This window comes from Iodobacter sp. CM08 (assembly GCF_033446605.1).
Taxonomy (GTDB): Bacteria; Pseudomonadota; Gammaproteobacteria; order Burkholderiales; family Chitinibacteraceae; genus Iodobacter.
Genome location: NZ_JAWQUO010000024.1, coordinates 1 through 26,581, shown reverse-complemented (window position 1 = coordinate 26,581; position 26,581 = coordinate 1). Strand labels below are relative to the sequence as shown.

24 protein-coding genes are annotated in these 26,581 nt (G+C 47.6%); 6 read left to right on the top strand and 18 right to left on the bottom strand.

Annotated features, from left to right (window positions below; genetic code table 11):
* Nucleotides 1-102: 102 nt before the first annotated feature.
* The gene (gene hemF / locus R6242_RS14505; protein ID WP_412100252.1) at nucleotides 103-1,014 is read left to right on the top strand and encodes an oxygen-dependent coproporphyrinogen oxidase; all 912 of its coding nucleotides are present in this window, start codon (nucleotides 103-105) and stop codon (nucleotides 1,012-1,014) included.
* Between the two features lie 183 nt (nucleotides 1,015-1,197).
* Here hemF and R6242_RS14500 read toward each other — a convergent pair whose 3' ends face one another.
* Complete coding sequence (locus tag R6242_RS14500; RefSeq protein WP_318428029.1) at nucleotides 1,198-3,921, bottom strand: insulinase family protein; 2,724 nt, start codon at nucleotides 3,919-3,921, stop codon at nucleotides 1,198-1,200.
* Nucleotides 3,922-4,165: 244 nt separating this feature from the next.
* Here R6242_RS14500 and R6242_RS14495 point away from each other — a divergent pair, with 244 nt between their 5' ends.
* The gene (locus tag R6242_RS14495) at nucleotides 4,166-5,125 is read left to right on the top strand and encodes a LysR family transcriptional regulator (protein ID WP_318428027.1); all 960 of its coding nucleotides are present in this window, start codon (nucleotides 4,166-4,168) and stop codon (nucleotides 5,123-5,125) included.
* A 34-nt stretch (nucleotides 5,126-5,159) separates the two neighbouring features.
* Here the strand turns inward: R6242_RS14495 and R6242_RS14490 are convergent, their stop codons facing one another.
* The 16 genes from R6242_RS14490 to R6242_RS14415 all read right to left on the bottom strand — a co-directional run bounded on the left by R6242_RS14490 (nucleotide 5,160) and on the right by R6242_RS14415 (nucleotide 21,919).
* The gene (locus R6242_RS14490; protein ID WP_318428025.1) at nucleotides 5,160-5,867 is read right to left on the bottom strand and encodes an SPOR domain-containing protein; all 708 of its coding nucleotides are present in this window, start codon (nucleotides 5,865-5,867) and stop codon (nucleotides 5,160-5,162) included.
* Complete coding sequence (locus R6242_RS14485; RefSeq protein WP_318428023.1) at nucleotides 5,864-6,598, bottom strand: type III pantothenate kinase; 735 nt, start codon at nucleotides 6,596-6,598, stop codon at nucleotides 5,864-5,866. Before R6242_RS14485 ends, R6242_RS14490 begins: the two co-directional genes overlap by 4 nt.
* Entirely contained in the window at nucleotides 6,595-7,560 is a 966-nt protein-coding gene (locus R6242_RS14480; RefSeq protein ID WP_318428020.1) for a biotin--[acetyl-CoA-carboxylase] ligase, read from the bottom strand. The genes R6242_RS14485 and R6242_RS14480 overlap by 4 nt, the downstream gene beginning before the upstream one ends.
* A 128-nt stretch (nucleotides 7,561-7,688) precedes the next feature.
* Entirely contained in the window at nucleotides 7,689-8,504 is an 816-nt protein-coding gene (locus R6242_RS14475) for a response regulator (RefSeq protein WP_318428017.1), read from the bottom strand.
* Nucleotides 8,505-8,763: 259 nt separating this feature from the next.
* On the bottom strand, nucleotides 8,764-9,297 hold the full coding sequence (gene hslV, locus R6242_RS14470) for an ATP-dependent protease subunit HslV (RefSeq protein WP_130105407.1): 534 nt from the start codon (nucleotides 9,295-9,297) through the stop codon (nucleotides 8,764-8,766).
* A gap of 114 nt (nucleotides 9,298-9,411) precedes the next feature.
* Nucleotides 9,412-10,521 (bottom strand): hypothetical protein, encoded by a 1,110-nt coding sequence (locus R6242_RS14465; protein ID WP_318428013.1) that lies wholly within the window; start codon nucleotides 10,519-10,521, stop codon nucleotides 9,412-9,414.
* 476 nt (nucleotides 10,522-10,997) lie between these two features.
* A complete protein-coding gene (locus R6242_RS14460) occupies nucleotides 10,998-12,167 on the bottom strand; it encodes an FAD-dependent monooxygenase (RefSeq protein ID WP_318428010.1) in 1,170 nt (389 codons plus the stop codon).
* Nucleotides 12,168-12,526: 359 nt separating this feature from the next.
* Nucleotides 12,527-13,822 (bottom strand): aminopeptidase P N-terminal domain-containing protein, encoded by a 1,296-nt coding sequence (locus R6242_RS14455; protein ID WP_318428007.1) that lies wholly within the window; start codon nucleotides 13,820-13,822, stop codon nucleotides 12,527-12,529.
* A gap of 204 nt (nucleotides 13,823-14,026) precedes the next feature.
* A complete protein-coding gene (locus R6242_RS14450; protein WP_318428005.1) occupies nucleotides 14,027-14,863 on the bottom strand; it encodes a M48 family metalloprotease in 837 nt (278 codons plus the stop codon).
* Nucleotides 14,864-14,865: 2 nt separating this feature from the next.
* The gene (locus R6242_RS14445) at nucleotides 14,866-15,390 is read right to left on the bottom strand and encodes an SH3 domain-containing protein (RefSeq protein ID WP_318428003.1); all 525 of its coding nucleotides are present in this window, start codon (nucleotides 15,388-15,390) and stop codon (nucleotides 14,866-14,868) included.
* Nucleotides 15,387-17,207 carry an adenylate/guanylate cyclase domain-containing protein gene (locus tag R6242_RS14440; RefSeq protein WP_318428002.1) on the bottom strand — a complete coding sequence of 607 codons (1,821 nt, stop codon included), beginning with the start codon at nucleotides 17,205-17,207 and terminating at the stop codon, nucleotides 15,387-15,389. Before R6242_RS14440 ends, R6242_RS14445 begins: the two co-directional genes overlap by 4 nt.
* Before the next feature lie 94 nt (nucleotides 17,208-17,301).
* Complete coding sequence (locus R6242_RS14435; protein ID WP_318428000.1) at nucleotides 17,302-18,030, bottom strand: YebC/PmpR family DNA-binding transcriptional regulator; 729 nt, start codon at nucleotides 18,028-18,030, stop codon at nucleotides 17,302-17,304.
* Between the two features lie 175 nt (nucleotides 18,031-18,205).
* Complete coding sequence (locus tag R6242_RS14430) at nucleotides 18,206-18,997, bottom strand: substrate-binding periplasmic protein (RefSeq protein ID WP_318427998.1); 792 nt, start codon at nucleotides 18,995-18,997, stop codon at nucleotides 18,206-18,208.
* A 314-nt stretch (nucleotides 18,998-19,311) separates the two neighbouring features.
* Nucleotides 19,312-19,731 carry an organic hydroperoxide resistance protein gene (locus tag R6242_RS14425; protein ID WP_412100228.1) on the bottom strand — a complete coding sequence of 140 codons (420 nt, stop codon included), beginning with the start codon at nucleotides 19,729-19,731 and terminating at the stop codon, nucleotides 19,312-19,314.
* 164 nt (nucleotides 19,732-19,895) lie between these two features.
* Entirely contained in the window at nucleotides 19,896-20,339 is a 444-nt protein-coding gene (locus tag R6242_RS14420; protein ID WP_318427993.1) for a MarR family transcriptional regulator, read from the bottom strand.
* A 359-nt stretch (nucleotides 20,340-20,698) separates the two neighbouring features.
* Nucleotides 20,699-21,919 (bottom strand): FAD/NAD(P)-binding oxidoreductase, encoded by a 1,221-nt coding sequence (locus R6242_RS14415; RefSeq protein ID WP_318427991.1) that lies wholly within the window; start codon nucleotides 21,917-21,919, stop codon nucleotides 20,699-20,701.
* 258 nt (nucleotides 21,920-22,177) lie between these two features.
* Between R6242_RS14415 and R6242_RS14410 the strand changes: the two genes are divergently transcribed.
* From R6242_RS14410 to R6242_RS14400, 4 genes are all read left to right on the top strand, one after another.
* Complete coding sequence (locus tag R6242_RS14410; protein WP_318427988.1) at nucleotides 22,178-22,759, top strand: 3'-5' exonuclease; 582 nt, start codon at nucleotides 22,178-22,180, stop codon at nucleotides 22,757-22,759.
* Nucleotides 22,732-22,890, top strand: a complete 159-nt coding sequence (locus R6242_RS22300; protein WP_412100226.1) for a DUF2892 domain-containing protein — start codon at nucleotides 22,732-22,734, stop codon at nucleotides 22,888-22,890. The genes R6242_RS14410 and R6242_RS22300 overlap by 28 nt, the downstream gene beginning before the upstream one ends.
* 292 nt (nucleotides 22,891-23,182) lie before the next feature.
* Complete coding sequence (locus R6242_RS14405) at nucleotides 23,183-24,097, top strand: DUF3667 domain-containing protein (RefSeq protein ID WP_318427986.1); 915 nt, start codon at nucleotides 23,183-23,185, stop codon at nucleotides 24,095-24,097.
* A 171-nt stretch (nucleotides 24,098-24,268) separates the two neighbouring features.
* Nucleotides 24,269-25,126 (top strand): hypothetical protein, encoded by an 858-nt coding sequence (locus R6242_RS14400; RefSeq protein ID WP_318427984.1) that lies wholly within the window; start codon nucleotides 24,269-24,271, stop codon nucleotides 25,124-25,126.
* Between the two features lie 102 nt (nucleotides 25,127-25,228).
* Here R6242_RS14400 and R6242_RS14395 read toward each other — a convergent pair whose 3' ends face one another.
* Entirely contained in the window at nucleotides 25,229-26,167 is a 939-nt protein-coding gene (locus tag R6242_RS14395) for a GlxA family transcriptional regulator (protein WP_318427982.1), read from the bottom strand.
* Between the last annotated feature and the right edge of the window lie 414 nt (nucleotides 26,168-26,581).

Here is a 26,581-nt window from a genome sequence, read left to right as displayed (position 1 = left end):
GCTAGCTTGTATGCCCATGATGAACAGGCTGCCTCAAGGGGCAGCCTGTTTTTTGCGCGGCATTAATGGCACGGCATGCCGTGCCCCTACAGATATATGGGGATCATAATGAATTCAACTGCCGTAAAAGATTACCTTTTAAGCCTGCAACAAAACATTGTGGCCACCTTGGAGCAGCTCGATGGCTCTACTTTTCATACCGATCAGTGGGAAAGGGCGGGCGGCGGCGGCGGTATGACGCGGGTGATCGAAGGCGGCAACTTGTTTGAGCGTGGCGGGGTAAATTTCTCGCATGTGATGGGGGATGCACTGCCGCCATCTGCCAGCGCCGGTCGCCCCGAGCTGGCAGGGCGTGCTTTTGAAGCGATGGGCGTATCGCTGGTGCTGCATCCACGCAATCCTTATATCCCTACCGTGCATATGAATGTGCGCTTATTCCGTGCCTATAAAGACGGCGAGCAAGATGTATGGTGGTTTGGTGGCGGTATGGATCTCACCCCCTATTACGGGCTGGAAGCGGATGCGGTACATTTTCATCAAGCCTGCAAAGACGCGCTCGATCCTTTTGGCGTGCAGCTTTATCCCCAGTTTAAAGCGTGGTGCGATCGTTATTTCCACTTAAAACACCGCAATGAGCCGCGTGGCATTGGCGGCATCTTTTTTGATGATTACAACGCCTCCGGTTTTGAGGCTAGCTTTGCCATGATGCAAAGTGTAGGCAATGCCTTTTTACCCGCCTATGTGCCAATCGTGGAGCGCCACGAAGACGCCGAATACGGCGCGCGTGAACGGGATTGGCAGTCTTACCGCCGTGGTCGTTATGTAGAATTTAATCTGGTATTTGATCGTGGCACTTTATTTGGCTTGCAATCAGGAGGGCGCACCGAATCTATCCTGATGTCCATGCCACCCGTGGTGAACTGGCGCTACGATTACCACCCAGAGGCAGGCAGCCCAGAAGCGCGTCTATATAGCGATTTTTTGTGTGATAGAGATTGGTTGGGGATGGCTTAAGGTTTCTGGCCAATATACTGTAGGGGGGCAGCAAGCAGCGCCCCTACGAGTTAACTCTATTCACGTTGATATGCTCAGACAAACGACAAAAAATGAGCAAGAGGCATAATCAGGGTGTTTTTATGCCCACGCGGTCATGCATCTGCAGCCCAGGCACAACATCATACCCAATCTACAAAGCCGCTACTTCCACATTGCAGCCAGCTCCTCATTGCTAAAGTTATGTTTGCAGCCTTGGGCATAGAGATAGGCTGCGTCATAGTTTATCCAGCGTTGGGCGGCGTCTTTAAGCTTGGCCTGCGTCAGCACTTGGCTAAAGTCTGGCTTTAAATCACGCATGCCATCGCCGTATATCCAGTTAAAGCTCAATCTTTGTGCCTTAAAGGCGGGTTTTTGCAGGCGGTCTTGCTCTTGCTTGTTGGCTAGATCAAGGCTGCTAGCGACTTCCGCTGCGCTTGGGCCATTTTTAGCCAGCTCATGCAGCACGCCGGTGGTTTTGGCGACCATCTCCTGGCATTGCATCGCAGGGCCATTGTTCGCTAGAGAAAGGACGACTCCCTCACCTGGCGTGACTTGTGCATCGCTAGAAACCGAGTAGCTTAAGCCACCGTCAAAGCGTAATACGGGTAATAATCTTTGTTGGATGACATCGGCAAGCGCGCTGGCTAGCACAAGATCCCGAGCGCCGATTTTTTGTGGAGTTACGAAACGCCAGTTAAGAAAGGCTTCTGATTGTGCAACGGAGCCCATCACATGCAAGGGCTTGAGTGGCATCGCTGAGATGGGCTGCAAATCGGCGCGCTCTTTTGCTGGCTCTAAACTGGCCAAATAACGCTCAATCAGCGGGGCAACTTCTGCTGGGTTTTTGATTCCAGTGAGTACTAAGCGCAGATTTTTTGGCTCCCCAAGCAGCATCGCATGGGCCTGCTGAATATCCGCTGTAGTTAGTAGCTTAAAGTCACTTGCTGACCAGTTATTACGCCAAGGCCACGTTTCGCCATGAGCCAGTAAGGCGCTTAAATCATTATGCTGATTAAGCCAGCCTTGTAATTGATCAGTGACTTCTTGGCGTTGCTGATGATCTGTTGCTGGTTTTTGTAGGCCTAGATAGAGCATTTGTAATACCAGCTCTAAGTCTTCGTTGGCTGCCAGCCCACTTGCTCCTGCCTCGTCTATGCTCACATAGGATTGCAAAGTGGCGGTGTGCCCAGCGAGTACATCCCTCAGTTGTAAAGGGTTCACCCCATTCAAACCCACTCTGGACTGATAGTTAGCTAATACTGCACCAGCGAGTTGTAGTTTTTTAGGAAGCGCTAATAAGCCCCCTTTGCTGCGCAAATGAAGGCCAATTTGTTTTTCGCCTGCTTCAGCTTGCTGCCATATCACCTCCATGCCGTTTTCCAGCCGCCAGACTCCACCTCCGGCAATTTTTTCTGTGCTCACAATTTTGCCAGCGCTCGGTTGCTTGGCCATTAATTGCACGGGCTTGATCTTGCGTGCACCATCCCTAAAGCTGCGCTGCTTTACTTCGGTTTGAATGGCGATTAAATCGCTGTTATCAAACACGCCATGATGTGCCGAGCTATCGCCACGGGGGCGGAAGATTTTGACGATTTGACTAGGGCTCTTCATCAACTCATCCAGCGCTTTTTGTACACTTTCCGGTGTCGCTGTTTTTTCTTGTTCATTGAGCCGGTTCAGCCATTCTTGCGGGGTATCGGTGTTAAAACCTTGCAGCACATGATTAAGCAAAACATCTGCAAGCTGCTGGTTGTTTTGCACCTGCTTGATTTGATAGTTAGCACGTTCCAGTTGCATCACTTCTTTTAACTCATCGGCAGAAACACCAGTGCGGCGAGCTTGCTCGGCGGCAAAGAGCAGTGCTTCCAGAGCAGGCTTTTCTTTGCCAGGTAGGGCATCGAGTGCAAGTGTCCATTGCTGCACATGCGGTAGATTGTCATCTCGATACATGCTGGCAGAGCTGTAGACATTGCCATCTAGGGCTTGCAGGCGTCTTTGCACAATCTGCAAAGCCAGTGAACGCAAGTAATCACGCTGCATTCCCTCTTCGGAAGGGATGCCATTCCACTCTTCGACCCAGCCCCAAGACACAATGGGTTTGGCGAGTCCTTCCATTCTATCTTGGCTAAATAATTGCAAGGTTTGTGTGGCCTTGGGAAGGGGCTGTGTCTGTGGTATTGGGCCTGCTGGGATACCTTTGAATTTTTCTTGGATTAGCGCCTCGGTCGTCAGCCCAGCAACATCGCCCACCACAATGACGCTCATTCTTGGGGCAATGTAATTGCGCTTATAAAAAGCGGCGATACGTGCTAGCGCTAAGCTTTGAATAACTTCTGTCTCTCCAATCGGCATATGCTGGCTGTATTCTCGCCCTGGGTAGAGCGCGTCGGCGTACTCCATCCAAAACTGCTGAGCGTTTTCTCGCATACGTTGCTCATCCAGCACAATCTGGCGCTCGGTTGCCAGCTCCTTAGGATCAAACGCTATGCCGCTGCCCCAGTCGGCGAGCAGCTGTAAGGCGCGTGGCAGCTCGGATTTATTCACGGTAAAGTGATAAACCGTTTCTTCCCAGTTGGTCCAAGCGTTACTGTCGTTTCTCCAGCGCATACCTTGGTCATTAAAAAAAGCGTTGATCTCACCTGGCGCAAAATGGCGGGTGCGGCGAAACGCCATATGCTCTACTAAATGCGCAATGCCTTTTTCATCCTTTAATTCATGACGCGAACCCACTTTAACCACCAGCCGTAGCTCTACTTTTCCGGCAGGCTCTTGGTTTTCTTTTACGAAATAATGCAGGCCATTTTGTAATTGCCCTTCAGTCATTTCCATGGCTGCCCAACAAGGGGCGGTGGCTATTAATGCGGCACAAATCATCAATCTACGCATAAAAAATCTTCTTTTGTAATGAGATATTTTTGAAATTTAAGTCAATGGCATTATACGTAGCTTTTTATTTTAGAAAAAAATAAGTAAGAATTTGTAATTTTTATTTAGGCAGAGATTGATATCGCTGGTGGAGCCTCGTATTTACAATTACGCCAGACTTAGCGTATTTTACAGTTGGACATATTAAAACGTTGAGTTTGATGTGCTCTGTGGTTTTGAATAAAACTAACGCAATGGAAACAGCATGGCTGCGAGTCCGATTGGTTTTGATTTAAAAAGCTTGGAAGTCTTTGCCGCGATTGTCGAGGCGGGGGGGATGACGGCGGCGGGGCAGCGGCTGGGGATGACGCAATCGTCCGTTTCGCAAAGCATTGCTAACCTTGAAGTGCAATTGCATGTGCAGCTGCTCGATCGATCGCAGCGCCCACCTATGCTGACACCGCTAGGGCGTAAGTTTTATGAGCAGGCGGAGCACTTATTAAGCGAGGCTCGCCGCGTAAGTTTGGAGTTTCGCCGTCAGGAAGCCACGCCGCTTAAGCATGTGCGGATTGCACTGGTGGATTCATTAGCAATTAGCGTGGGCAAAGAGCTGGTCGCCGCGATTAAGCGCCGCACTGCGCACTGGTCGATGGTGACTGGGCAATCGCACCTACATGCCGATGCCCTGCTTAATCGGCGGGTCGATATCATTTTGTCTGATGATGCAGTGCCTAACCACCCCGAGCTATTTCGCCGCCGCCTGCTGCGTGAACCGTTTATTTTAGTGCTGCCGCTTGATTTTAAAGGCCCAGTGAATAGCTTACGCACGCTGGCAGCGGCGCTGGATTTTATTCGCTACAACCAATCCACGGTGATTGGTCGCAGCATTGAAAACCAGCTACAAACCTGGAGCATTCATCCGCCACTACGCATGCAGCTGGATAACTCCTACGCGATTTTGCAAATGGTCAAAGCGGGCTTAGGCTGGACTCTAACCACGCCGCTCTGCTTATTTCACGGCGGAATCAAAACAGGTGAAGTGCAATGCTTACCCGTGCCCGAGGGCGAATTTTGCCGCGAGCTGACTCTGCTTGCGCGTAGCGATGAGCTTGGCAACCTACCCGAGTTGCTTGCGGACGACAGCATTGCGCTGATGCGAGAGCGCTATCTACCCGTTATATCCGCCGCAGCCCCGTGGCTATTGCCACGGATCGTGCTGGGCTGAGGCTGAAGATTGCCTCAGCCGCTTCATTATTTGCTTAAGAGCAATTGCTGGTTTGCAGTTGAGCACCTTTAAGCTGGCTGTTGAGCTTTTCTAGTTTTTGTTGCTGCTCTGGGCTGATTTTGCGCAGCGTAAACACGGTATGGGATGGGCTGTCGTCACGCTCTCTGACCACGGCTGATTTTACTCCTTGGTTTTTTAATTCATTCAAACGTCTTTCAGCGCCTTCGCGGCTGCTGAATACGCCGAGTGAGATGGCGTTTTGCCATCTGCCACCATTATTAATCACGTAGTAATCTTGCACGCCCTGGCTGCTAAGCTGCTGGGCTTTGCGATTAGCTAGCTCAAGATCTGTTTGTGGTGGGATATACACCCAAACTTTGCCGCTGATATTGGCTTCGCTGCTGGCTAAACCGAGTGATTTAAGGCGCTGGCGCATGGTGTCGCTTTGCTCTTGCCCTGTGCCACTCCAACGCATACACACGGTAGTTTTTGGAATAGGAGTTGGGCTTGGCGTTGGTATTGAATTGGGTGTTGCTGTTGGGGCAGAAATTGGCGTAATAACCTCAGGTAGCGGTGTTGGGCTAGGGCGATTAACCACAATCACTGGCAAGCTAGCCACCAATTTTACTTTATCAGCATTAATCTGCGCATTGGCTCGGGTACTGACGGGCTTGGTTTGCAATGAGTTGTAGCCCCAAAGGATTAAATTGGCAGCAAGGAGCAGCGCGCACAACCATTTCATTGATGAATATCCTGAGCAAGTGCAGCCAGCCCGTGTAGGACGAGCTGTTCGGCGATGATGGGTTGATGAGGTAAATGGGGGGCGATCAAGGCGGCATCGCCTCCAGAAATAATACAGAGCGGCGTATCGCCTCGGCGGGCTAAACGCGTTTGCATGGCAATAATACTGCCAGCCATGGCGCTGATACAGCCAGTCTCAATTGCATCGGTGGTGCAACGCGGAAAATCATGAAAAGCACCTTCGCTTAAAGTAAGCCTTGCTGTTTGCTGGGCAAGGGCAGATTTCATCAGCCTTAACCCGGGCAAAATCATGCCACCTAAATACTCGTTGTCTTCTGTCAGTGCATCCACAGTAAGTGCGGTGCCCGCGCTGGCAATCACTAAGGCTCGGTTAGGAAACAAGCTGCGTGCACCGAGGACTGCCGCCCAGCGATCTGGCCCCTGCTGCTCTAAATGGCGATAGGCATTGTGTATCCCCAAAGCATTGCGGCTTACCTTTAGCCATTGAATGCTGTGGCCCCATTGCTGCTGGCAAAATTGCTCTAGCAAAAGTGCCGCTTCAGGCTGGCCAACCGTGCAGCCATGAATGGCATCGGGACGGGGCAGGGCGAGCAATTGCTGAAGCAATTGTGCTACATCTGGGGTAAAGCTATAGCCCACAGAGGCCCAAGGTGGATTGCCATAAGCCCATTTGATTCGGCTATTACCAAGGTCTATTAGTAGTAAGCTCACGCTGCTGCTACCTTACGTAAGCTAATGTCGCCAGCATAAACCACTTGCAAGCCATTTTCTCCTGCAATGCGTAAGGCGCCATCTTCGGCAATGCCAATGATTTTGCCGCTGCTTTCTAGCCCGTTTGGTGAAATTAATCTTGCCTGCTCGCCCTGCCAAATATGTCTGGCTTCCCACTCTGAGCGTAAGGGGGCAAAGCCGTCTTGGTCAAAGCGTGGTAATAACTCGGCTAGCTCATTTAAAATGCTGGCGAAAAGCAGATTTCGCTTAGGGCTAGGCCCGCTGCAATCGCTTAAATCTGCTGCATGATTGGCGTGTAGGCGCTCGCTTGGGGATAGGCGTAAGTTAAGGCCAATCCCAATCACTGCATCTGCAGGGCCTAAAGCGTCCCCAGATAGCTCGATCAAAATACCCGCTAGCTTGCCTTTGGGGCAGAGTAAATCATTGGGCCATTTAAGCCCTATGCCATGGTAACCTTGTTGCTCTAATGCTCTGGCTAGCGCAATCCCAACGGCAAGGCTTAAGCCTGCCAAGCGGCTGATCCCGCCATTAAAACGCCAAACCAAAGAAAACAATAAGCTGCCGCCTAAGCTTCCTACCCAAGGGCGGCCTAGGCGGCCACGGCCCGCCGTTTGCCATTCTGCGGCCAATACCGAGCCAGCAGCGGCGCTTTCTTGGCGCAAAGTGCGGTTGGTAGATTCAATCTCATCAATTAAATTCAGGCTAAATGGGCTATTAATGCTGAGCGTTTGGGTGATGCTAGGCACATCTAGCCATTCAATGGGCTGAGTGAGTTTATAACCTACGCCATGGCGGCGCTCTAGCTCAATACCAAAATCGGCACTGCGATTAAGCGCGGCTGAAACCGCCGAGCGTGATACGCCCAACTGTTTGGCAATGGCTTCGCCGGAGGTGAATTCATCAGCATTGAGCTGACGTATGATTGTAAGTGTATGCAACATGGCGACATTCTAGCGGTTTACAGCAAAATCATGAACCGCTGAATTAGGGAATAGGTAGAAAAGCTTAAAACTGTCGGCTAAGCCGGTATTTTGGCTTAGCTGAGCTGCAAATCAAACAATAACAGACTCTAAGGTTGTTGCTCACGTAAGATGCGCTCAAGTAAGCCGCGTACTACGGATGGCTCGAAAGGCTTATCGCAGATGCCTGATACGCCTGCCTGGGTAACGGCGGCAAGGCGGCCACCATCGCTTTCGGATGAAACCATCAGGATGGGGATATTGCTTTGCCAGCTATTTTTGCGCACAAATTCAATTAATTCTTTGCCATCCATTTCGGGCATATTGTAGTCAGTAATTAATAAATCAAACACGCTCTCTTCTAAAAGCTGCACCCCTTCATGGCCATTGCCAGCTTCTTTGATATTACGCACGCCTAGGTTTTCTAATACTTTACGCATGTAATTACGTGCTGCTTTAGAATCGTCAACTAGTAATACGCGCAGCATATCTAGCTCTAAATCATCTTGATCTAGCGTTAAATCTTCAGATAGATAATCAAGCGATACACAAAGCGCATGGTCTAGGTTTTCTGAGGTAAAGGGCTTAGGAATAATGGCACAAGCGCCAAGCTGCCTAAGCGGCTCTAATACTTTGGGCTGGGTTTCGCTGGAAATTAATATAAAGGCAATGTCTTGTGTATCGGGATTGTCGCGTAGCTGGGTAAGTAGCTCTATTCCGGTCATGTCTTTTAAATACATGGCACTGAGAATTAGATTAGGGCTGTTGTCTATTTTTAAGGAGGCAAGCGCTTGTGAGCCTTGCTCAAAAGAAATGATATCGCCAATGCCAAGTAGTTTTAGTTTGGCGGTAATCAGTTTATTTTGCGCTGGGGATGGCTCTAGCAAAATAACGCGTAGTTCGCCAATAGAAAAGTGTTTTGCCATGATGGATCGCCGCTTAAATTTACATTTCTTTATAGCTGGCTATGGCTATTTTGTTGAATAACATGACTTATGGCCGAATGATTGCCCTTGGTTTTTTTAAAGGGAGTGATAGGCTGGATGAAAGTTTATATGCTTAATACACGATTTAGTATTAGATATTAATCTAACCGTAGCTTGGTACTGAGTATGCGAAGCCAACATTCTTAATAGGATTGTTGGGCTTCTTCAGCACCAAGCTACCGTCAATTGAGTCCTTAGTTTACATGGTCTCAATGGTATGGTTTTGATTGGTATAGATACAAATATCGCCAGTGATTTCTAGGGCTTTTTTGACAATCACATCGGGGGCTAAATCGGTGTTTTCTAGGAGCGCTCTGGCTGCAGATTGCGCAAATGCACCGCCAGAGCCTATCGCAGCAATACCGTGCTCGGGTTCTAGCACATCGCCATTACCGGTGATAATCAGTGTGGCGGTTTTATCGGCCACAATCAGCATCGCTTCTAAGCGGCGTAGCATGCGATCGGTGCGCCAATCTTTGGCTAGCTCTACGGCGGCGCGGGTGAGGTGGCCTTGGTGTTTTTCTAGTTTGGTTTCAAAGCGCTCAAACAAGGTGAAAGCATCTGCTGTGCCACCTGCAAAGCCAACGATCACTTTATCGTTGTAAAGCTTACGCACTTTGCGAGCCGTGCCTTTGATCACTACATTCCCCAGCGTGACCTGACCATCGCCGCCTACTGCAACTAAATCCCCACGGCGTACAGAGACAATGGTAGTGCCGTCAAATTGTTCCATCTTAAGCATCCTTAATAAGCATCTAGGGCAGATGGCGGCTTGGGCTGCAAAATACAAGCATGATTGTGCTTGTAGCCAAGAAATACCCTTAGTGGCGGATCGAGAGATTCGCTATTAGCTAGATAGCGTCACTAGCTCAGTAATGCCCATGATGCGAAACAAGGCAACGACTAAGGCATTGGCATGGCAAAGGGTGATTTGCTGTGGCTTATCCATGCAAAGACCAAGTAATTGCCCTGCTGAATCAAAATCTACTCGGTGTACATGGCTAAAATCAAGTACAGGGAACGAGCGTTGCTGGACGTAATCACGAATCGCCGCAATTTGCTCAGGCTTAGTATTGAGAATATCGCTTTCAATATATAAACGATCTTGCTTTTTGACGGGTTCAATTGGGCCCGCTGGGATAAGCACCGCATGCTGATCAGGCTCGATCCAAGAAGGGGGCGAGACTTCAAAAGTGATTGCGTAATCGACGGCTAAATTTTCAAACTCATCTTGTAAACCTTGGATTTGCTGCAGCTCAATCAAGAGCAGCCAAAGTGGCGCTTCAGCAGGAATCGCTCTTGATGTTTGAATCCGGCTGCGTAGCAGGGTTTCTATTTCGTGATTGCCTAGTAGTTGTAAGCGGATGCCTTTTTTAACGCTGCGCTGCCAAACTGCTAGCAGCTCTGCCGCTGCAATGGTGTCTATTTCTTTGATTTTGGCCATATCAATACGTAAGCTGCTGCAAGCTTGTAGTGCGGCTTGGAAGGCGAGTAGTTCTTTATCGATATTGCTATGGCTAAGTATGGCTGGAAACTGATAGTAGTTTTGCGCTTCGCTGCTGGCTTTTACCGAATGTTGGCGCCAGGTGGGCGGGGTTTTTTCAAACTCTAAAACAAATAAAAGGGCCACTTTATCAAACAGTTGTTTATCATTATTTTGCTGTAAAAGCTCAAAAAGCATGAGCCATGCTTCAGTTTGGTGTAAACCTGCTATTTTTTTTAGTTCTGAGTGTAGGATTTTTGCGGCAGCAATACTTTGGCCGCTGGCGTGCAGCATCGCAGCTTCTTCTTGGATTGGGGTGAGCAGTGAATCGTTATCAATCACTTCTATACTGAGCTGGCTTAGGTCAAAACCAGACTCCTCTGCAACGATGGGTGCTGCATCACTCTCGTTTTCTAAGGTGATATTGCCTGAGGTGTTTGGCGCAATGATTTTGCGGATAAATGAAAAAGCCACTTTGAGATTCCATTAAAATAGCTAATTTGAAAATATGCTAATTGTAAAATATATTTTATTTTCTTATGAGCCGTATTTTATTTCAAAACCATGTTGAATCAATAATAAGTATTTTTTTAATTTAAATATTTTCTATTTATTTATGATTTTTTAGTGAAAATGTTTGTTTTTTAACAATGATTATTAAGATTATATTATTTTTTTATGAAAAAAATATACTATGGTAGTTGGATTAGTATTACGAATTATACAATATTTATGCAAAGATAATTATAGTATTTTTTTTCATAACTTCATACGTACATTGAATCATGTATGTATTGGGCCATCAGTTTCCGAAAGTAACTAAAATAAGCGTCGTCATTCCCGCACAGGCGGGAATCCAGTGCTGTTGCTGGATCCTCGGTAAAAACACATGGGGATGACGCTTTTTTAGTCAGTCTAAAATGTAATAAAACGGATGGTTGGCTACTTCGTTATCTTGCGCCAAACACCATGCGCTTAGTAAAGCCTTTACGCAGCCAAGCTACCTGGTCCATAGCGATCAGCCCTAGGCTTCGGCCGTGTTTAAGCAGCGGGCTAGGTTGATCAAAAATGGTGATTAAGCCATCGGTAAAGTGGGTGACTAAACCGGCGTCTTTTTTGCGTAAGCGTGCATAGCGGGCTAGTTGCTCGGGTTCGCCTAATTCATCTTGGCGGGAGCAAATTAATAGCTCGGCCAAGGTGGTGGCGTCACGTAGCCCTAGGTTTAGCCCTTGCCCAGCCACAGGGTGCAGCGTTTGCGCGGCATTGCCGATTAGCACCACTCTTTGCCCTACGACAGAAGCTAAGGTTTTTAGCGCAAGCGGCCAGCTGGCCCTTGAGCCTACGCTAGAAAACCCCGCGATACGCCCAGAAAAACGCTGGGTGACGGCGGCAATAAAGTCCGCATCGCTCATGGCAAGGCGCTCGGCTGCAAGCTCTGGCGATTGCGGCCAAACCAACATATAGTCTGATCCATTGGGCAAGAGCGCCAGTGTGGCATCGTCTGCAAAGCGCTCATAGGCCGTGCCACAATGGGGTTCTAGCGGTGTTAGCCTCGCCAGAATAGCGTGCTGTTGATAAGGCTTGATGGTTTGTTTGATGTCATCGAGCTGGCTAATCAGCTGGCCACCATCGGCAAGAATCACTAAGCGGGCACTCAGCTGCTCTTCGCCATTGGGGCCGTCAACGCTGATTTGGGCAAAGCGGGCAAGACGTTTGATGGTGTTAACACGAAAGCCTAATGCGGCCTTAGCAGGGCTTTGGCTGAGCGTATTAAAGGCGTGGCTGGCGAGTTTATCGTAAGCCACCACAAAGCCCAGCGCGGGTAGGCTGATATCTGCTGCTTTTAGCTCGGTGCGGCCTATGGTGCCTTGCTGCGAGATATGGACTTGCTTAATGGCCGTAGCGTTTAGATTATCTGCCCATAAACCCACCCGATTAAGCGCCTCAAAGCTGGCCCAAGAGAGCGCGATGGCGCGTGGATCGGCGTCGATTTTAGGTTTGGCATCAACGAGCAAAGCATCCATGCCCGCCGCAGCTAGCCTTTGCAGTACCAGTGCACCCACTGGCCCACCGCCAACAATCAGCACGTCTACATGAAGGGGGAGTTTGTCTAAAAGCATGTTTACAACCTAAAGCTTGAATCACGGTGGGTATTGTAGGGCGATGCAGGCTTTTTGCCCATGAATAAAGGCAGGAATATTTGGGTAGCTGTGCTTACGCGGATTCATGGACGAAGTGCGTGGGCACGAGGGCCCACCCCATATGCGCTAAGCAAAAAAATCATGAGATGAATCAGCGGGTTAAATCTTAAACTACAGAAAACACAGAGGGCACAGAGTTTCACAGAGGAAATAAGGCTTTGAGTCTTTCTCTGTGCTCTCACAATCTTTGCGGTTCAAGGCTTAGCACTATTTCATACACTTTAAGGTTCTATGTAACTTTTTTAGCGTACATGGGGTTCACTTTACAAATTAGCTGATTATCTCGCCATTACCGCTTCAATCTCTGCCACGGTTTTAGGGCAGGATTCGGTGAGGTTTTCCATGCCATTTGGGGTGATGAGTACATCGTCTTCGATGCGCACACCGATGTTTTCAAAGTGCGTGGGCACATTGGCGGCTGGGCGAATATAAAAGCCTGGCTCTACCGTCATTACCATGCCCGCTTCTAGCTTGCGCCATTCACCTTGGATTTTGTAAGCGCCTGCATCGTGCACATCCAGCCCCATCCAGTGGCCGGTATTGTGCATGTAAAACTGCTTATAGCTGAGCGATTCAATTGCGCCATCCAGCGATCCTTGTAGCAGCCCCAAATCAAGCATGCCCTGTGTGAGCACCCGTACCGCAGCTTCGTGCGGGGCGTTCCAGCTTTGGCCAACGCGGCAAGCGTCTAGCGCGGCGTATTGGGCAGCTAGGGTGATTTCGTAAACGTCTTTTTGCGGGCCGCTATATTTGCCATTGACTGGAAAAGTACGGGTGATATCGGATGCGTAACCTTCGATCTCGCAACCCGCATCAATCAAGATTAAATCGCCATCCTGAAGTGGCTTATTGTTTTCGCCGTAATGCAGGCAGGTGGCATTTGCGCCTGCCGCCACAATGCTGGAGTAAGCAGGAAAGCGGCTACCTTGGCGATAATAATCGTGCAGGATTTCGGCTTCTACTTCGTATTCCATTTGGCCTGGGCGGGCAAAGCGCATGGCGCGGGCGTGAGCGGCCGAGTTAATCAGCCCCGCTTTACGCAGGTGCACCAGTTCAAATTTATCTTTAAATAAGCGCATTTCGGCAATGGTGCCGCGCACATCATGGATTTCATTGGGAGCCGTAACACCGCTACGTACCTTGGCTCGTACTCCGTTTACCCAGCGGCTGACTTGGCTATCCCACGTGGGATTGTGGCCAAAAGTGGTGTGAATACGCGGCTGATTTTGTAACAGCTCAATCATTTTATTATCGAGTTCTTCGATGGAATACGCCGCATCAAAGCCAAAAGCTTTGCAGGCTTCTTCTGGCCCATAACGATGGCCATCCCAGATTTCGCGCTCTAAATCTTTAGGGCGGCAGAATAGGATATTTTGCGTGCTGCCCGCTTGATTGATTTGCACAAAAACAGCATCGGGCTCGTTAAAACCCGTGAGGTAGTAAAAGCTCGAATCATAGCGAAATGGATAGGTGGTATCGGCATTTCGGATGATTTCTGTCGTGTTTGGCACAACAAGCACACCCGCAGCTAAGCGAGTGGATAAGGTGGAGCGGCGGGCAACAAAAGGCTGCATGGCGATCTATCCCAAAGAAGATGCCAGATTATACGGCGAGCCGCGGTGCTTAACGTTTTTAACTTAGTAGCGGAAATTACGGATTGTTTTTTTAATATAGGGCGGTTTAGGTGGTTTTTGCCGTAAGCCGCCCTTGTGCGTCATGGCGGATTACGGCAGATTTTTTGGGCAGGGCATGCTTATCGGGCACGGCATGCCGTGCCCCTACTTTGATTTGAGGGCTTGAAAACGTTTGGTGTTTTCTATGCCGCCTGCAAAGCTTTCTAGCTTATCGCCGATGACTTGATCAATTTTATTCAGGCGATCACTAGGGCTGGGGTGGGTGCTGAACATCAGGGCCACGGTGCTGTCCTGCGGGTTGATCGCGGCCATGGTTTGTAAAACAGAAACTAGCGCGTAAGGGTTGTAGCCTGCCCTTGCCGCCAGCACCATGCCAATTACATCGCCTTCGTATTCGTCACCCTTATCTAGGCCGCGGATATAGGTTTCAGAAAAGCCTTTAATCACATTCGCCCCAAGTTGATTTTTGGCCCCGCCATCTTTATAAGCCACCACGCCTTGCAGGGCGCTGCCGAAGGCTTCTTTGCCTTTATCTGCCTGAATGGCACGCATATGGTGGTGTTTTAACACATGGCCAATTTCATGGCCTAAAACGGTGGCAAGCTCAGCCTCGCTGCGTAAGATATTCATGAGGCCACGGGTCAGCAAAATATAGCCGCCAGGGGTGGCAAAGGCGTTGATATTGGGGCTGTCAATCACGCCAAAGTGCCAAGCCAAATTGGGCTGTTCAGATTGCTTGGCCACCCACATGCCCACTTGATTTACATAGTGTTGCAGGGCAGGGGATGCCACTAATGGAGCGGCTCCTAGCAAATTAGATGCTAGCCCCGCACCCACCAGCTGTTCTTCTTCTGGGCTAATGGTGCGGTTGGCTTCGGCGGTGTTTTTAACCGTGTCTGAGATTGAGGTAATTAATCCGCCAAGATCAAACGCCCACACCGAGCTAGGAATCAATAAGAGGGCAAGTAGTTTGATTTTCATGATTAACGCCTCCTTTCTGAAGAGTTACTTTCGCTGGGTGCTGCTTGGCTATCGAGGGGGATATAAGCCACCGTTTGTGGGATCAGTTGCTCTTTGGCCGCGTTGCGGCTGGCATCGCTGCTGCTAGCGCTATAGCCGATCAGTTTGTTTAGCTCTTCTGGATTAGGCTGGGCATTACGGATTTGCTCAGCAGAGAGGCCTTTTACACCGGTGGTGACGGTGCTGCCCGATGAGCCGGTGGTAAAGACTTTGGCGAGGGCACCAAAGCCGCTGCCACTGCTGCTTTCGGTGCTATTACCCGTTCTGACATTCAGTAATTTGATCCAGCCGATTAAATTACTGCTGCTTTTTACCTGCATCCACGCGCCTTGACGTGCTTGCACATCCACGCTATTGCCTGCGCTGAGCTGGCCGACGATGGCGGCGTCTAGAAAGGGCTTTTCACGTAAATCAGAGTTACGAATAATACTGGCCGGCTCGGCCCAAGCGGTGCTGCTGAGGGCAAGTAGCAACAGGATTTTTTTCATGGCGCTTTCCTTATTTCCAAAGGTTCAAACAGCTCAACTTCCTGCTCACGGCCTTTCACATGAAAGCTGCCGTGGGGCACAAATACAAATTGCTCACCACAGGCTAATCGGGTGGCATCCGACACCAATACCCGTGAGATGCCTTTGGTGAGGCCTTCAATGCGTGAGGCTAGGTTTACAGAATCACCAATAATGGTGTAATCCAAGCGGGCATTCGAGCCAATAAAACCGACCACGGCCGGGCCGGTATGTAGGCCAATGCCGATATCAAAATCAGCACCTAAATCAGTTAACTCGGTTTTAAATTTCACTAGTGCTGCCGACATCTCAATGGCAGCGGCTACGGCGTGTTTGGCGTGCTCGCTATCATTTACCGGTGCACCCCAGAACGCCATAATGGCATCGCCGATAAACTTGTCTAAAGTGCCGCCGTGGCGAAAGATAATCTCGACTTGCTGTGAGAAATAACGATTAAGTAAGCTGACAATATATTCAGGGCTGCGGGTTTCAGATAGCGTGGTAAAGCCACGAATATCAGAGAATAAAATGGTGAGTTGGCGTGACTCTGCCTGCTGGCTGGTATTGATTTCGCCCTCGGCGACCAGCTGCTTCACCACGCGCTGATCCAAAAATCGCCCAAATAGGCTGATGGCTTGCTCGCGCTGGGCTTTTTCGGCCAGATAAGCAAACAGCGCCGCCAACCAGTAGTAAACCCACGCCCAAGTGATGGCGGCAGTGATAGACCAGTATTGATTGCGGCTTAGGCCTAGCCAAAAAAGCGCCAAACCCGCCAGCGTAAGCAGCATTAATCCGCCGCCCAGATATAGGGTATTTACTTTGCGTTGAAACCCCAGTAACAACAGGGCCATCAGCAGCAAGCCTAGCGGTGCAAATTTGCCGCGATCAGGTGTTTGCAGCCAATCACCGTGCTGCAAATTATCAATGGCCGTGGCGAGGATCTCTACCCCAGGAAAATTGGCCGATACAGGGGTAGGGCGCAAATCTTGCAAGCCAGGGGCGGCGGTGCCAATGATGATGATTTTGTCTCTTAACTCATCGGCGGGGCGCTGGGGTTTTTCGCGGTTGAAATCTAGATAAAGATCGCTATAGCTGATATGCCGGTGCATTTTTGACCAATTTAGCCGGATATCGGTTCCACTGGGCTTGGGCCAAGCCAAGTCTGCGGCTAGGCGCTGCGGCATGGATGGAATCCGCCAGCCTGCGGTTTCGATATACATCCAGTAATAGCGGCCAATACCATCATCATCTTTTTTGAAATTAATTAAGCCACCACGCCATGTTTCCGGCGGTAAAACAAGGGGTAAAAGCAGGGGGGCTCGGGCATCTAGCTTGGCTTGTTTGGTTTTTTGTAAGCCATAAATAGCGGGTAAATCGATTAATTTAGCGCCAACACCATCCACCAAAAGTGTGCTGGGGAGGTAGATATTGTGCTGCTGCTTTACGGTGTCTCTAAATAGCTGATCGCTGTCTGCTCGAAAGCTGTCTGCTTCATTAAATAGCACATCAAATACGATGGCTTTAGGCTGGTGGGCAGCAATTGCGGTGAGCAGCTCGGCATGAATCGCCCGTGGCCAAGGCCAGCTACCCGCCACTTCATTCATGACCTCTAAACTCTTCTGATCGATATCGATAATCACAATATCGGGGGAGGCTGCTCGCTGGCTGGCGGTTTTTTCCAGCACCCAATCGCCGCCTCTATCATCAATTACGGCGGTAAAATTCAGCCAGCCGTAATCCAATAGCAGCAAGCTGCTGAGTAAGACAAAAATGGAAAGGTAGGAGAAACGTTGCAGCATGAAGCGCTCATCAGAATGTTTCCTGATCTTTATAGCGCATGAATGAAAAAGCCCGCGTTGCAGCGGGCTTTTTACGTTGATATGCGGGGGGGGATTATTCTTCGTCCATCACTGCGGTGGTGTAAACCGCTTGTGCGTCGTCGAGGTTTTCTAGCATATCTAACAGTTTTTGCATTTTTGCCACATCGTCACCCAGAATTTCGGTTTCTGCCTGTGGTTTCATGGTGACTTCACCCATTTCTGCCTTAAAGCCGGCTTTTTCTAGCGCGTCTTTTACGGTGATAAATTCGTAAGGCGGGGTGATGACTTCGATGGAGCCATCGTCATTGGTGATGATGTCATCTGCACCGGCTTCTAGCGCGGCTTCCATCAATACGTCTTCTGGCGTGCCAGGAGCAAAAATCAGTGTGCCGCAGTGTTTAAACTGGAACGATACACAGCCATCTGCACCCATATTGCCGCCGCATTTGGCAAAAGCATGGCGAACTTCGGCTACGGTACGAACGCGGTTATCGGTAAGGCAATCGATCATCACGGCTGCGCCGCCAATGCCGTAGCCTTCGTAACGGCATTCAACGTAATCTACGCCTTCCAAATTGCCCGAACCACGCTCAACCGCGCGCTGCACATTGTCTTTAGGCATATTTGCGTCGTAGGCTTTATCAATGGCCAGACGTAAACGCGGATTGGTTTCAATGTCCGGGCCGCCCATTTTGGCTGCGACGGTAATTTCTTTAATCAGACGGGTAAAGAGCTGGCCGCGTTTTGCGTCCTGACGACCTTTACGATGCTGAATATTTGCCCACTTAGAATGACCTGCCATGCTCGAATATCCTATCAAAGCCAAAGTTTAATGGTGGATTTTAGCAGAGAGAGGCAGCAAGGAGGAGAGGGGGATACTTTGCGCTGAACGGTTTGTGTTGAAAATCAGCAAGGATCGCTTGATTCAGAACAAATAAGCAGCAAATGAGTGCTGGTTTTGCGGTAGCGCTTGCGGCTTAGAGCCTGCCTTTACGCAGTATTTTTTTATAACTACCATCGGCTTTCATGCTATCTAATCCCTGCTTAAATCCCTGTAGTAGTTTGGCTTTTTGCGGATGTTTTTTTGCAAAGGCAAGATAGCTATCTTTGATTTCTAGGCTGGGTGTTTGCCATTCTATGTTTTGTAAGTCTTTTTCTGTTTTGATTATGTACAGCCCAGCCGCCTTATTGCCATAGGCTAGATCAATACGATTTTTGGAGAGTTTTAATAGATTGGTGCGTAGGCTGGAGGCAGGGTCGAAATGAAGTTTGTTGTTTTCTAAAATGGGTGGCAAATAGCTGCTGCGTTCCACCCCAATAGAAAGTGACTCCAGCACCTTATTACTACTTACATCATAGTGATTGCCGCGCCTGGCAAAAAAGCCTAGCTCTTGTTTGACTAGAGAGTCAGTGTAATCAAATAGCTGATCGCGCTTTGCATTGCGCCAGATGCCTAAAATGCCGCATTCACCGTGTTCCCCTTCCTTAAGAATACGGGCCCAAGGCATATATTGAAATTGCATTTGATAGCCTGAGCGCTTGAATGCTTCGGTGGCAATCTCAATAATCGGCCCATTGTTGGGGAGTACGTGGCTGTTATAAGGGGGAAAATCGCCTACACATATCTTGACGATATTGCTTTGGCCCAAGCATAAGCTGGTAGATAGACTTAACAGCAATCCTAGGCAAACTATGCAGAGGCGCTGAACGCAGGCTGGTATGGGGAGCGATGCAGCTCTGCTTAAGCGTGGCAAATATGCATTCATCATCAATCCGGCGTTTTATATCAATAAATGTAACATGACTAAAGTATCCTGTGAGACCCCCTTTATTACAAGTTATCTTCGCTTTTTTGTGGCGTACTGCTTGTTTAAATAAGTAACGTAAAAAAAGCCGCTATAGCGACTTTTTTTGCAATACCTGATTCACATTGGATTATAAGTTTTAGTACTTATATCTAAACAGCTGTGCCGTATAGAAAATGGATTTTTATTAATAGATGCTGTAGTCAAAACTTTAATGAATGCTAATTTTAATTAGCAAGCCGCAGATTAACTACAGCTTATTAATAGTCACCACTCGTTTAAATAATTGTGAGTGTGACTTCAACATTGCCACGGGTGGCGTTGGAGTAAGGGCACACTTCGTGGGCTTTGCTAACCAGCGCTTCTGCTGCGGCCCGATCCATGCCAGGTAGGGAAATATTGAGCGCTACCGCAATGCCAAAGCCGCCTTGGCCATTGGGGCCGATTCCTACCAAGCCATTCACTGACACATCTTTAGCCAGAGTGATTTTTTCAGCCGCAGCTACAAATTTCATTGCGCCAATAAAACAGGCCGAATAACCCGCCGCAAAGAGTTGCTCTGGATTAGTACCTGCGCCGCCTGCACCGCCAAGTGCTTTAGGCGTGCTTAATTGCAGGTCGAGTTGTTGATCATCAGAAGTAGCACGGCCATCACGGCCACCGGTTACAGTTGCGTTTGCTGTGTAAAGAATTTGCATGTAAAGCACCTTGGATTTTAGTTAGAAAGTAACGGCCCTGTCAGGTCGATGAATTAACTATATTACACAATTTAATTGTACACAACTTAATTGTGTAAAAAAGGCGGCGACAAGGCGATGAGCAGGGGGATAAATGGCTGAAAAAGCCAGCAGAAATACGCCTTCTAGCGCTGTGTATTTAAATCATCACGAATTTGGCTTAGCTGGCTGCGTAGCTGCATCAGCGTTTCTGTGCTTTGCCCGCTGGCGCATAAAAGCTGCACAGGAATCATTTGTGCTGCTTCTTTAAGCGCCTTACCATCCGCGGTGAGGGTGATACGCACTTGGCGCTCGTCTGTTTTGTCGCGCTGGCGAGTGAGTAATGCGGCGCTTTCCATACGCTTAAGCAGCGGCGTTAACGTACCTGAATCTAGAAAAAGCGCCTCACCGATGTCTTTAACTAAAATATTGTCGTGCTGCCATAGCACTAGCATAACCAGATACTGTGGATACGTGAGGCCAATTTTCTCTAGCAGCGGCTTATAAGCCTTAGTCATTGCCAGCGAGGCAGAGTACAAAGAAAAACAAAGTTGTTTATCAAGGCTGAGTAAGTCTAAATCAGATTCCATATCGTCTTTCAGGTAGGGGTGAAGAGGCAGATGCTAGTTTAGCGTGCTTGTTGGGGGTAACACGATCAAATTTATGCAGAGAGCCAGCCGATCATGTCGCTGTGATTGTTTGCTATCTGTTTTGCGGGGAGCCGCTTATTGCCAGCTCCAGCAAAGCCAAATAGACATCATGAGCAATGCACTTAGCTTAATAACGGATGTTATCCACCAAGACTATTTGTCCATGAAAAACACTAAATGCACGAAGAAAACGGATTAAACAGAGATAATCTCCCTCTGCTTTTTATCATGATGCATCGATGAGTTGCTTTAATCCCCTCCCTAAAGCAAATTTATGATACTAAAACCCTTGCCAGCGTTTAATCATTTATTGTTTTTGTTTTAATCAGCCATTCTCTGCCGCGCAATAATCCATGCCAATACACAATGGCTAAGAGATGGCGTTTGATAAACCAATTAAATCTTCTTGGAATATGTGGGGCCAAAAATTTAAATGTAGGATCAAGCACGCCGTTATAGGCAAACTCTGCCAGTACAATTTTGCCATTTTCTACCGTAAGCGGGCAGCCACCATAACCATTATAAATAGCTTTATTGCTTAGCCCAGATAAATAACTAAGGATATTAATGGCAACAACTGGGGCTTGTTTGCGAATGGCTGCGGCTGTTTTGGCATTGGGGCTAGACGCGGCATCTCCTAATGAAAATACATTTGCATAGCGCATATGTTGTAAAGAATAAGGATCTATATCTACCCAGCCTGCTGCATTGGCCAGTGGGCTGTTCGCAATAAAAGGGTGGGGGCATTGTGGCGGTACAATATGCAGCATATCGAAGGCTATTTCGCTAGAAACAATGCTGCCATCTGGGTGGGCATGGGCAAAAGTCGCTATTTTATTTGTGCCATCTACTTTTATTAAATTGCTAGAAAAATTTAAATTAAAACGGTAGCGATCCATGTATTGCTTAAGGATGGGAATAAAATAGGCCACTCCAAACAGCGCTGTACCTGCATTATGAAACTGCACCTTAATATTATGGAGTTTTTTATTTTTTTCCCAGTGTGAGCAAGATAAATAAACCGCTTTCTGTGGCGCGCCAGCACATTTAATTGGCATTGCAGGTTGGGTAAATAAAGCGACTCCGCTTTTTAATTGCTGCACTAATTGCCATGTATAGGGGGATAAATCGCTGCGATAATTAGAAGTGACTCCGTTTTTGCCCAGCGTTTCTTCTAAGCCTTCAATTGCCGACCAGTTTAAGCATAAGCCGGGGCATACAATTAAAGCGCGGTATTGCAAGATGTCTAGATTCTCTAGCGTGATACTGTTTTTATCTGGATAAAATATCTTTGCCGCTGATTGAATCCATTCTACAAAGCTTGGCATGACCTTACTCATGGGCTGAACGGTTTGCTTAATATTAAGCTCCCCTGCGGCTACTAGGGTCCACGCTGGCTGATAAAAGTGCTGTATCGCAGGCTCCACAATCGCAATTTTCAACCCTTTCTGCCGCTTATTAATTGCTTGCGCCACGCCTAAGCCTGCCGCACCACCGCCAATAATCACAATATCAAACATAGCCTCTCCTTTGTTACATGAGTAGTCAGTTTTATTGTTTGTAGCTGGTAAACGTGCCATTGTTTTGAAAGAAATGGCTTTTAAAAAAGGCTATTATTTTTTAAACGGGTGATTAGTTTTGAGCGGATGCTGATTTACAGCATGCTTAGTTTGTTGGCATTCAGTTATAGTTGAATGCGATCTGGTTTTTTCTCTCGATAGACTCGTTTAGAAAGTCACTATGTTTTTCATAAATCCTCAGCCTTTAGCTAATTGCCCATGAACCCAGACATTGTCCTTCCTCCCTATCCCGGTATTTCGCTTAGCCATGTGCATCTGGTGCTATCTCTGCAAGATGCAGAGCAGGCTTTGGCGGCTTTGCAAAACGCCGATGTGCTGGGCTTTGATACCGAATCCAAGCCTGTTTTTTTTAAAGGCCAACAATCCAATGGCCCACACCTTATTCAACTGGCCAGCGATACCCAAGTCTTTTTATTCCCCATCTTGCCTGCCAGCCAAACCACTACGGTAGTGAAGGCTTTGCTGGAATCTGCGCAGATTTTAAAAGTGGGATTTGGCTTAAGCGATGATCACAAACGCTTACATACCAAGCTGGGGATTACGCCCAAGCATGTTTTAGATTTATCCAGAGCCATGCGTGAAAAAGGCGCGGGGGATTTAGGGGCCAAGACGGCGGTAGCCCAATTTTTTGGCATGCGCTTACAAAAATCCAAAAAAGTGAGTACTTCTAACTGGGCCGCCTCACCCTTAAACGAGCGGCAAATGAAATATGCCGCTGATGATGCTCAGGTTGCGTTATTGGTGTATCGCAAATGGTTGGCCTTGAAAGAGGCGGCCTAAGGGAAAAGGTGGGTGTTTGGGGTTTTATTGGAGTCGTGCCTTTAGCAATGGGCTTATTGCGTTTTTGCCCGCTGTATAAAATTACTGGCTTTAATTCCTGCCAATTAGCGAAGAGGGAGGAGGCAGATTAAACTGAGCGCCTCCTAATTGCCACACTATATGACTTCAACATATTCGGGCCTTGTAATTTTTGTTATGCTTAGTTTTTGCTGACAAAAACAAACATAGCACTTACGCGGGGGCGGTATGGAAGAAATAGGGGCTGTGGTGACGGCAGGCTTGATTGCGCATGAAATTGAAGCTGGCAGTGCAGCAAATCAGCATACAGCGCATCACTGCGCTAATTGTGCGACGCCACTGCAAGGTAAGTTTTGTCATAGCTGTGGCCAGTCTGGCCATATTCACCACTCGCTTTTGCATTTAGTGGAAGAAGTCTTACACGGTGTTTGGCATTTTGATGCCAAGGGCTGGCGCACTTTGCCTGCTTTAGTTGCCAGACCTGGAGAGCTGACCCGTAGCTATATTGATGGCCAGCGCATGCGATATTTATCACCGCTGGCCTTATTTTTATTTATGATTTTCTTTATGTTTTTTGTTTTTTCTATCACAGGTGCGCATTCCAGTGTCGAGCTTTCCGAAGCAATGGCGATAAAGCCGCATACGCGCGCCCAATTAGTTAAAGAGCTGGATGAAACCACGATTGCGTTGAATAAAGTACAAGATGAATTAAAGAAAACGCCAGATGGTGAAATTGATAAAATTGATTTAAATGAAGCAATTATAGAATATAGAGTGGCTAAAACGGCACTGGCCAAATTTGATGAAGAACACGGCTCAGTTGTTGCTGATAAAAAAAATGAGCATAAAACGAGCCATAATATAGAAATCAGTAATGATAAAGTAGACACTGGGTATCAGTATATTGATACCGCCATACGGCATGCATTGGATAACCCTGAGCTTTCTTTATATAAAATTAAAAATACAACCTATAAATATGCATTTATTTTGCTACCGATATCATTGCCGTTTTTGTGGTTGATGTTTTTTTGGAGAAAAGAAGTTGCAATGTACGATCATGCTGTTTTTTCTCTTTATTCCATGTCGTTTATGTGTTTGTTATTTTCATTGCTATCTGTAATCGGCTATTTTAATTTCAGTTGGCAGGCGTGGACATTGTTTATATTTATTCCTCCTGTTCATATGTTTCAACAATTACGCGGCACATATAAACTCAGCGTAGGATCTGCACTATGGCGCACAGGCGCTTTGCTTGGCGTATCAAATATGGTCTTTATTTTGTTTTTACTTTTTGTGGTTTCTATAGGTTTAAAATAAACTGTAGGTGCACGGTATGCCGTGCTCTGATTGGCTTTGTTCGTGTCATTAATTTTAGCTTAGGAGCGTGTTTTGTTGTTCAGAGAGATTATATTTTTTTTGATATTAGGTTGTTTAGTTTCTTGCTCTAAAAATGCGCCTTCAAGCGAAAAGCTAGAGCGGGGCTTATTGATGCAGTTGATTTTTCCAAACTGGAAAACACAGAATAAATCGCAGATACAGGCCTTAGAGCTTGCTGAGAAAGAAGGAGCAATTCCTGATTACTTAATTGCAGCCTCAGAAAATAATGAATCTTCAGCTTACCTGTTTAATATAGTGGCTGAGCAGCTGGTACGCTTGGATGCAAATCGAGTGGTGTTAATGACGTCTGCGTCACCCGTTGATAAGCAAGGGGATTCTGTATCATTTCATCAGTCAGCTGGGCTGATCAGTGCGTTTTGGTTTAAACAGGTAGACGGCCGCTGGTATGCAGATGGGAAGCAAACTCAGGTCGATTGGATAGGGGCGATGGGGCAAGTTGGTAAAACCAAAATAGTAAAACTCAGTAGCAATAAATTTGCTTTAGGGATTGAGTCTGCAAATTGCTATCAGGGTGCATGCTTTACTGATTTATCGCTTTATGAGTTAGGTAGTTCAAAAGTGCTAAGTATACTGCCTCAGTCCATTCGTATTGCTGCGGATACGCTGGGGGCGCATGAAGATTGTGATCAGGTTTTTAAGCAAGCTCCTAAGAAGCTAATTCAAACACGTTACCCAGTAGAATCGTATTCTGGGTTTGATTGTGTTGATGTGAAAAGTGATTGGCATATTAAAATTAACGGCCCCAAACCAGGTGATTTGCTGATTAGCTTTTCGGGTTTTGTTGAAGAGCGGACTAATACAGAAGAAATAGCGGCAGAAGATGGAGCTAAGGATTCTACATTTATAGTAGATTCTATTTTATCCACCATTAAGCAGCAGCAGCTATTTCGCTATCGTGAGGGTAAATATCATTTAATGAGCGGTAAAAACCCAACGCCTGAATTTTAGCCATTCTATTGAATGGGGGCAGCTTAAAAATCCTATTGACCAAATAAGACAAGGCGCATGTTAAATCTGTAGGGGCACGGCATGCCGTGCCCTGTTATTTATTTATCGCCTCGGCAAACCTACTTCAAACTTCGCCCATACGCGGCGGAAATCTCTGATTGAATTAAACCCCGCTAATTCGGCAATTTTCTCTAGGCTATGGCTGGGATTTTCTAGTAGTTTTTTTGCATGAGCGATGCGCAGGCTTTGCTGGTATTCCACCATGCCAAGGCCTGCGTGCTGGCGAAATAAGCGGCTTAGGTTGCGCTCGCTCATCAGTGCGATGGCGGCTAGATCGGCCACCGACCAGTGTTTTTCTGGGGCATGGCTAATGGCGTCTTGCACGCGGTGAATACTGGGGTGCAGATGGCTGCGGTGTGCTAGCCAAGGGGATAATTGCGCTTCTTGGCCATTACGGCGCAGGTAAATCACCATATGCCTTGCCACTTCTTGTGCAATCGATGCGCTGGCCAATTGCTCAATCAGAAACAGCGCCAAATCAATACCAGCGGTAATGCCTGCGCTGCTATAGATGGGGCCATCTTGGATAAAAATTTTATCGTCTTCAACACGGGCTTTAGGCGCTTGTTGGCGTAAACGCTCAATTAAAGTGTGATGCGTGGTGCAGCGCCTGCCATCAAGCAGGCCAGCGCGAGCCGCTAATTGTGCGGCAGAGCAGATGCAAGCCACTTGTAAATCTGGGCGCTGCATACTGTGTAGCCAATCCACAACCGCTTGTGCTTCGGGTAGCTGGTAGTTATCGCTGGATTTCATCACCCCGCACAAAATCACCAAGGCCCCACTAGGCAGTTCTTGCGGTAGGGGCGCTAAATTGCTGATCTCTAAGCCCAATGAGCTAATCAGGGTGGCTGTGGGGGAGATGGTGTGTAAATCAAACGGCGCACCCAGCCCTGCGGCAATCCGAAACGCCTCGGCTGGCCCTGCGTAATCAAGCAGTAAAAAATGCGGAGTGAGGACAAAAAAGATGGGGGTGCGGTGCATGATGCTTTGTACTTGATCAGATTTAGATTCAAAAATAGTTTAAAACGTCAACAGACCCTAGTGTTATTCGCTTATTTTTTTTCTTAGCGAGTGTATATTTTTAATATTTTTGGATCTTTATTATTACTTAATTATTTAATTCTTATATTGATAATATACAACAGTAATTAATTTTACATTGAATTTGTTGTTAATTACAAATAATGTAAGTACCTGCATTGTATAATAATTTTACTTAATCAATCATATGCTTATAAACTAGAGGTTGTTAATGAAAACAAAAAATAAATTGACCTGATTATGTCTCTTGCTCAATTGAGGCTTGAAATACCCCTCTTGGACAAGGTTTAGCCTGCATCACGGCTTTGAGTAATCGAGGAATCAGAGCGCACAGGTCTGCTCGACGATTGAAAC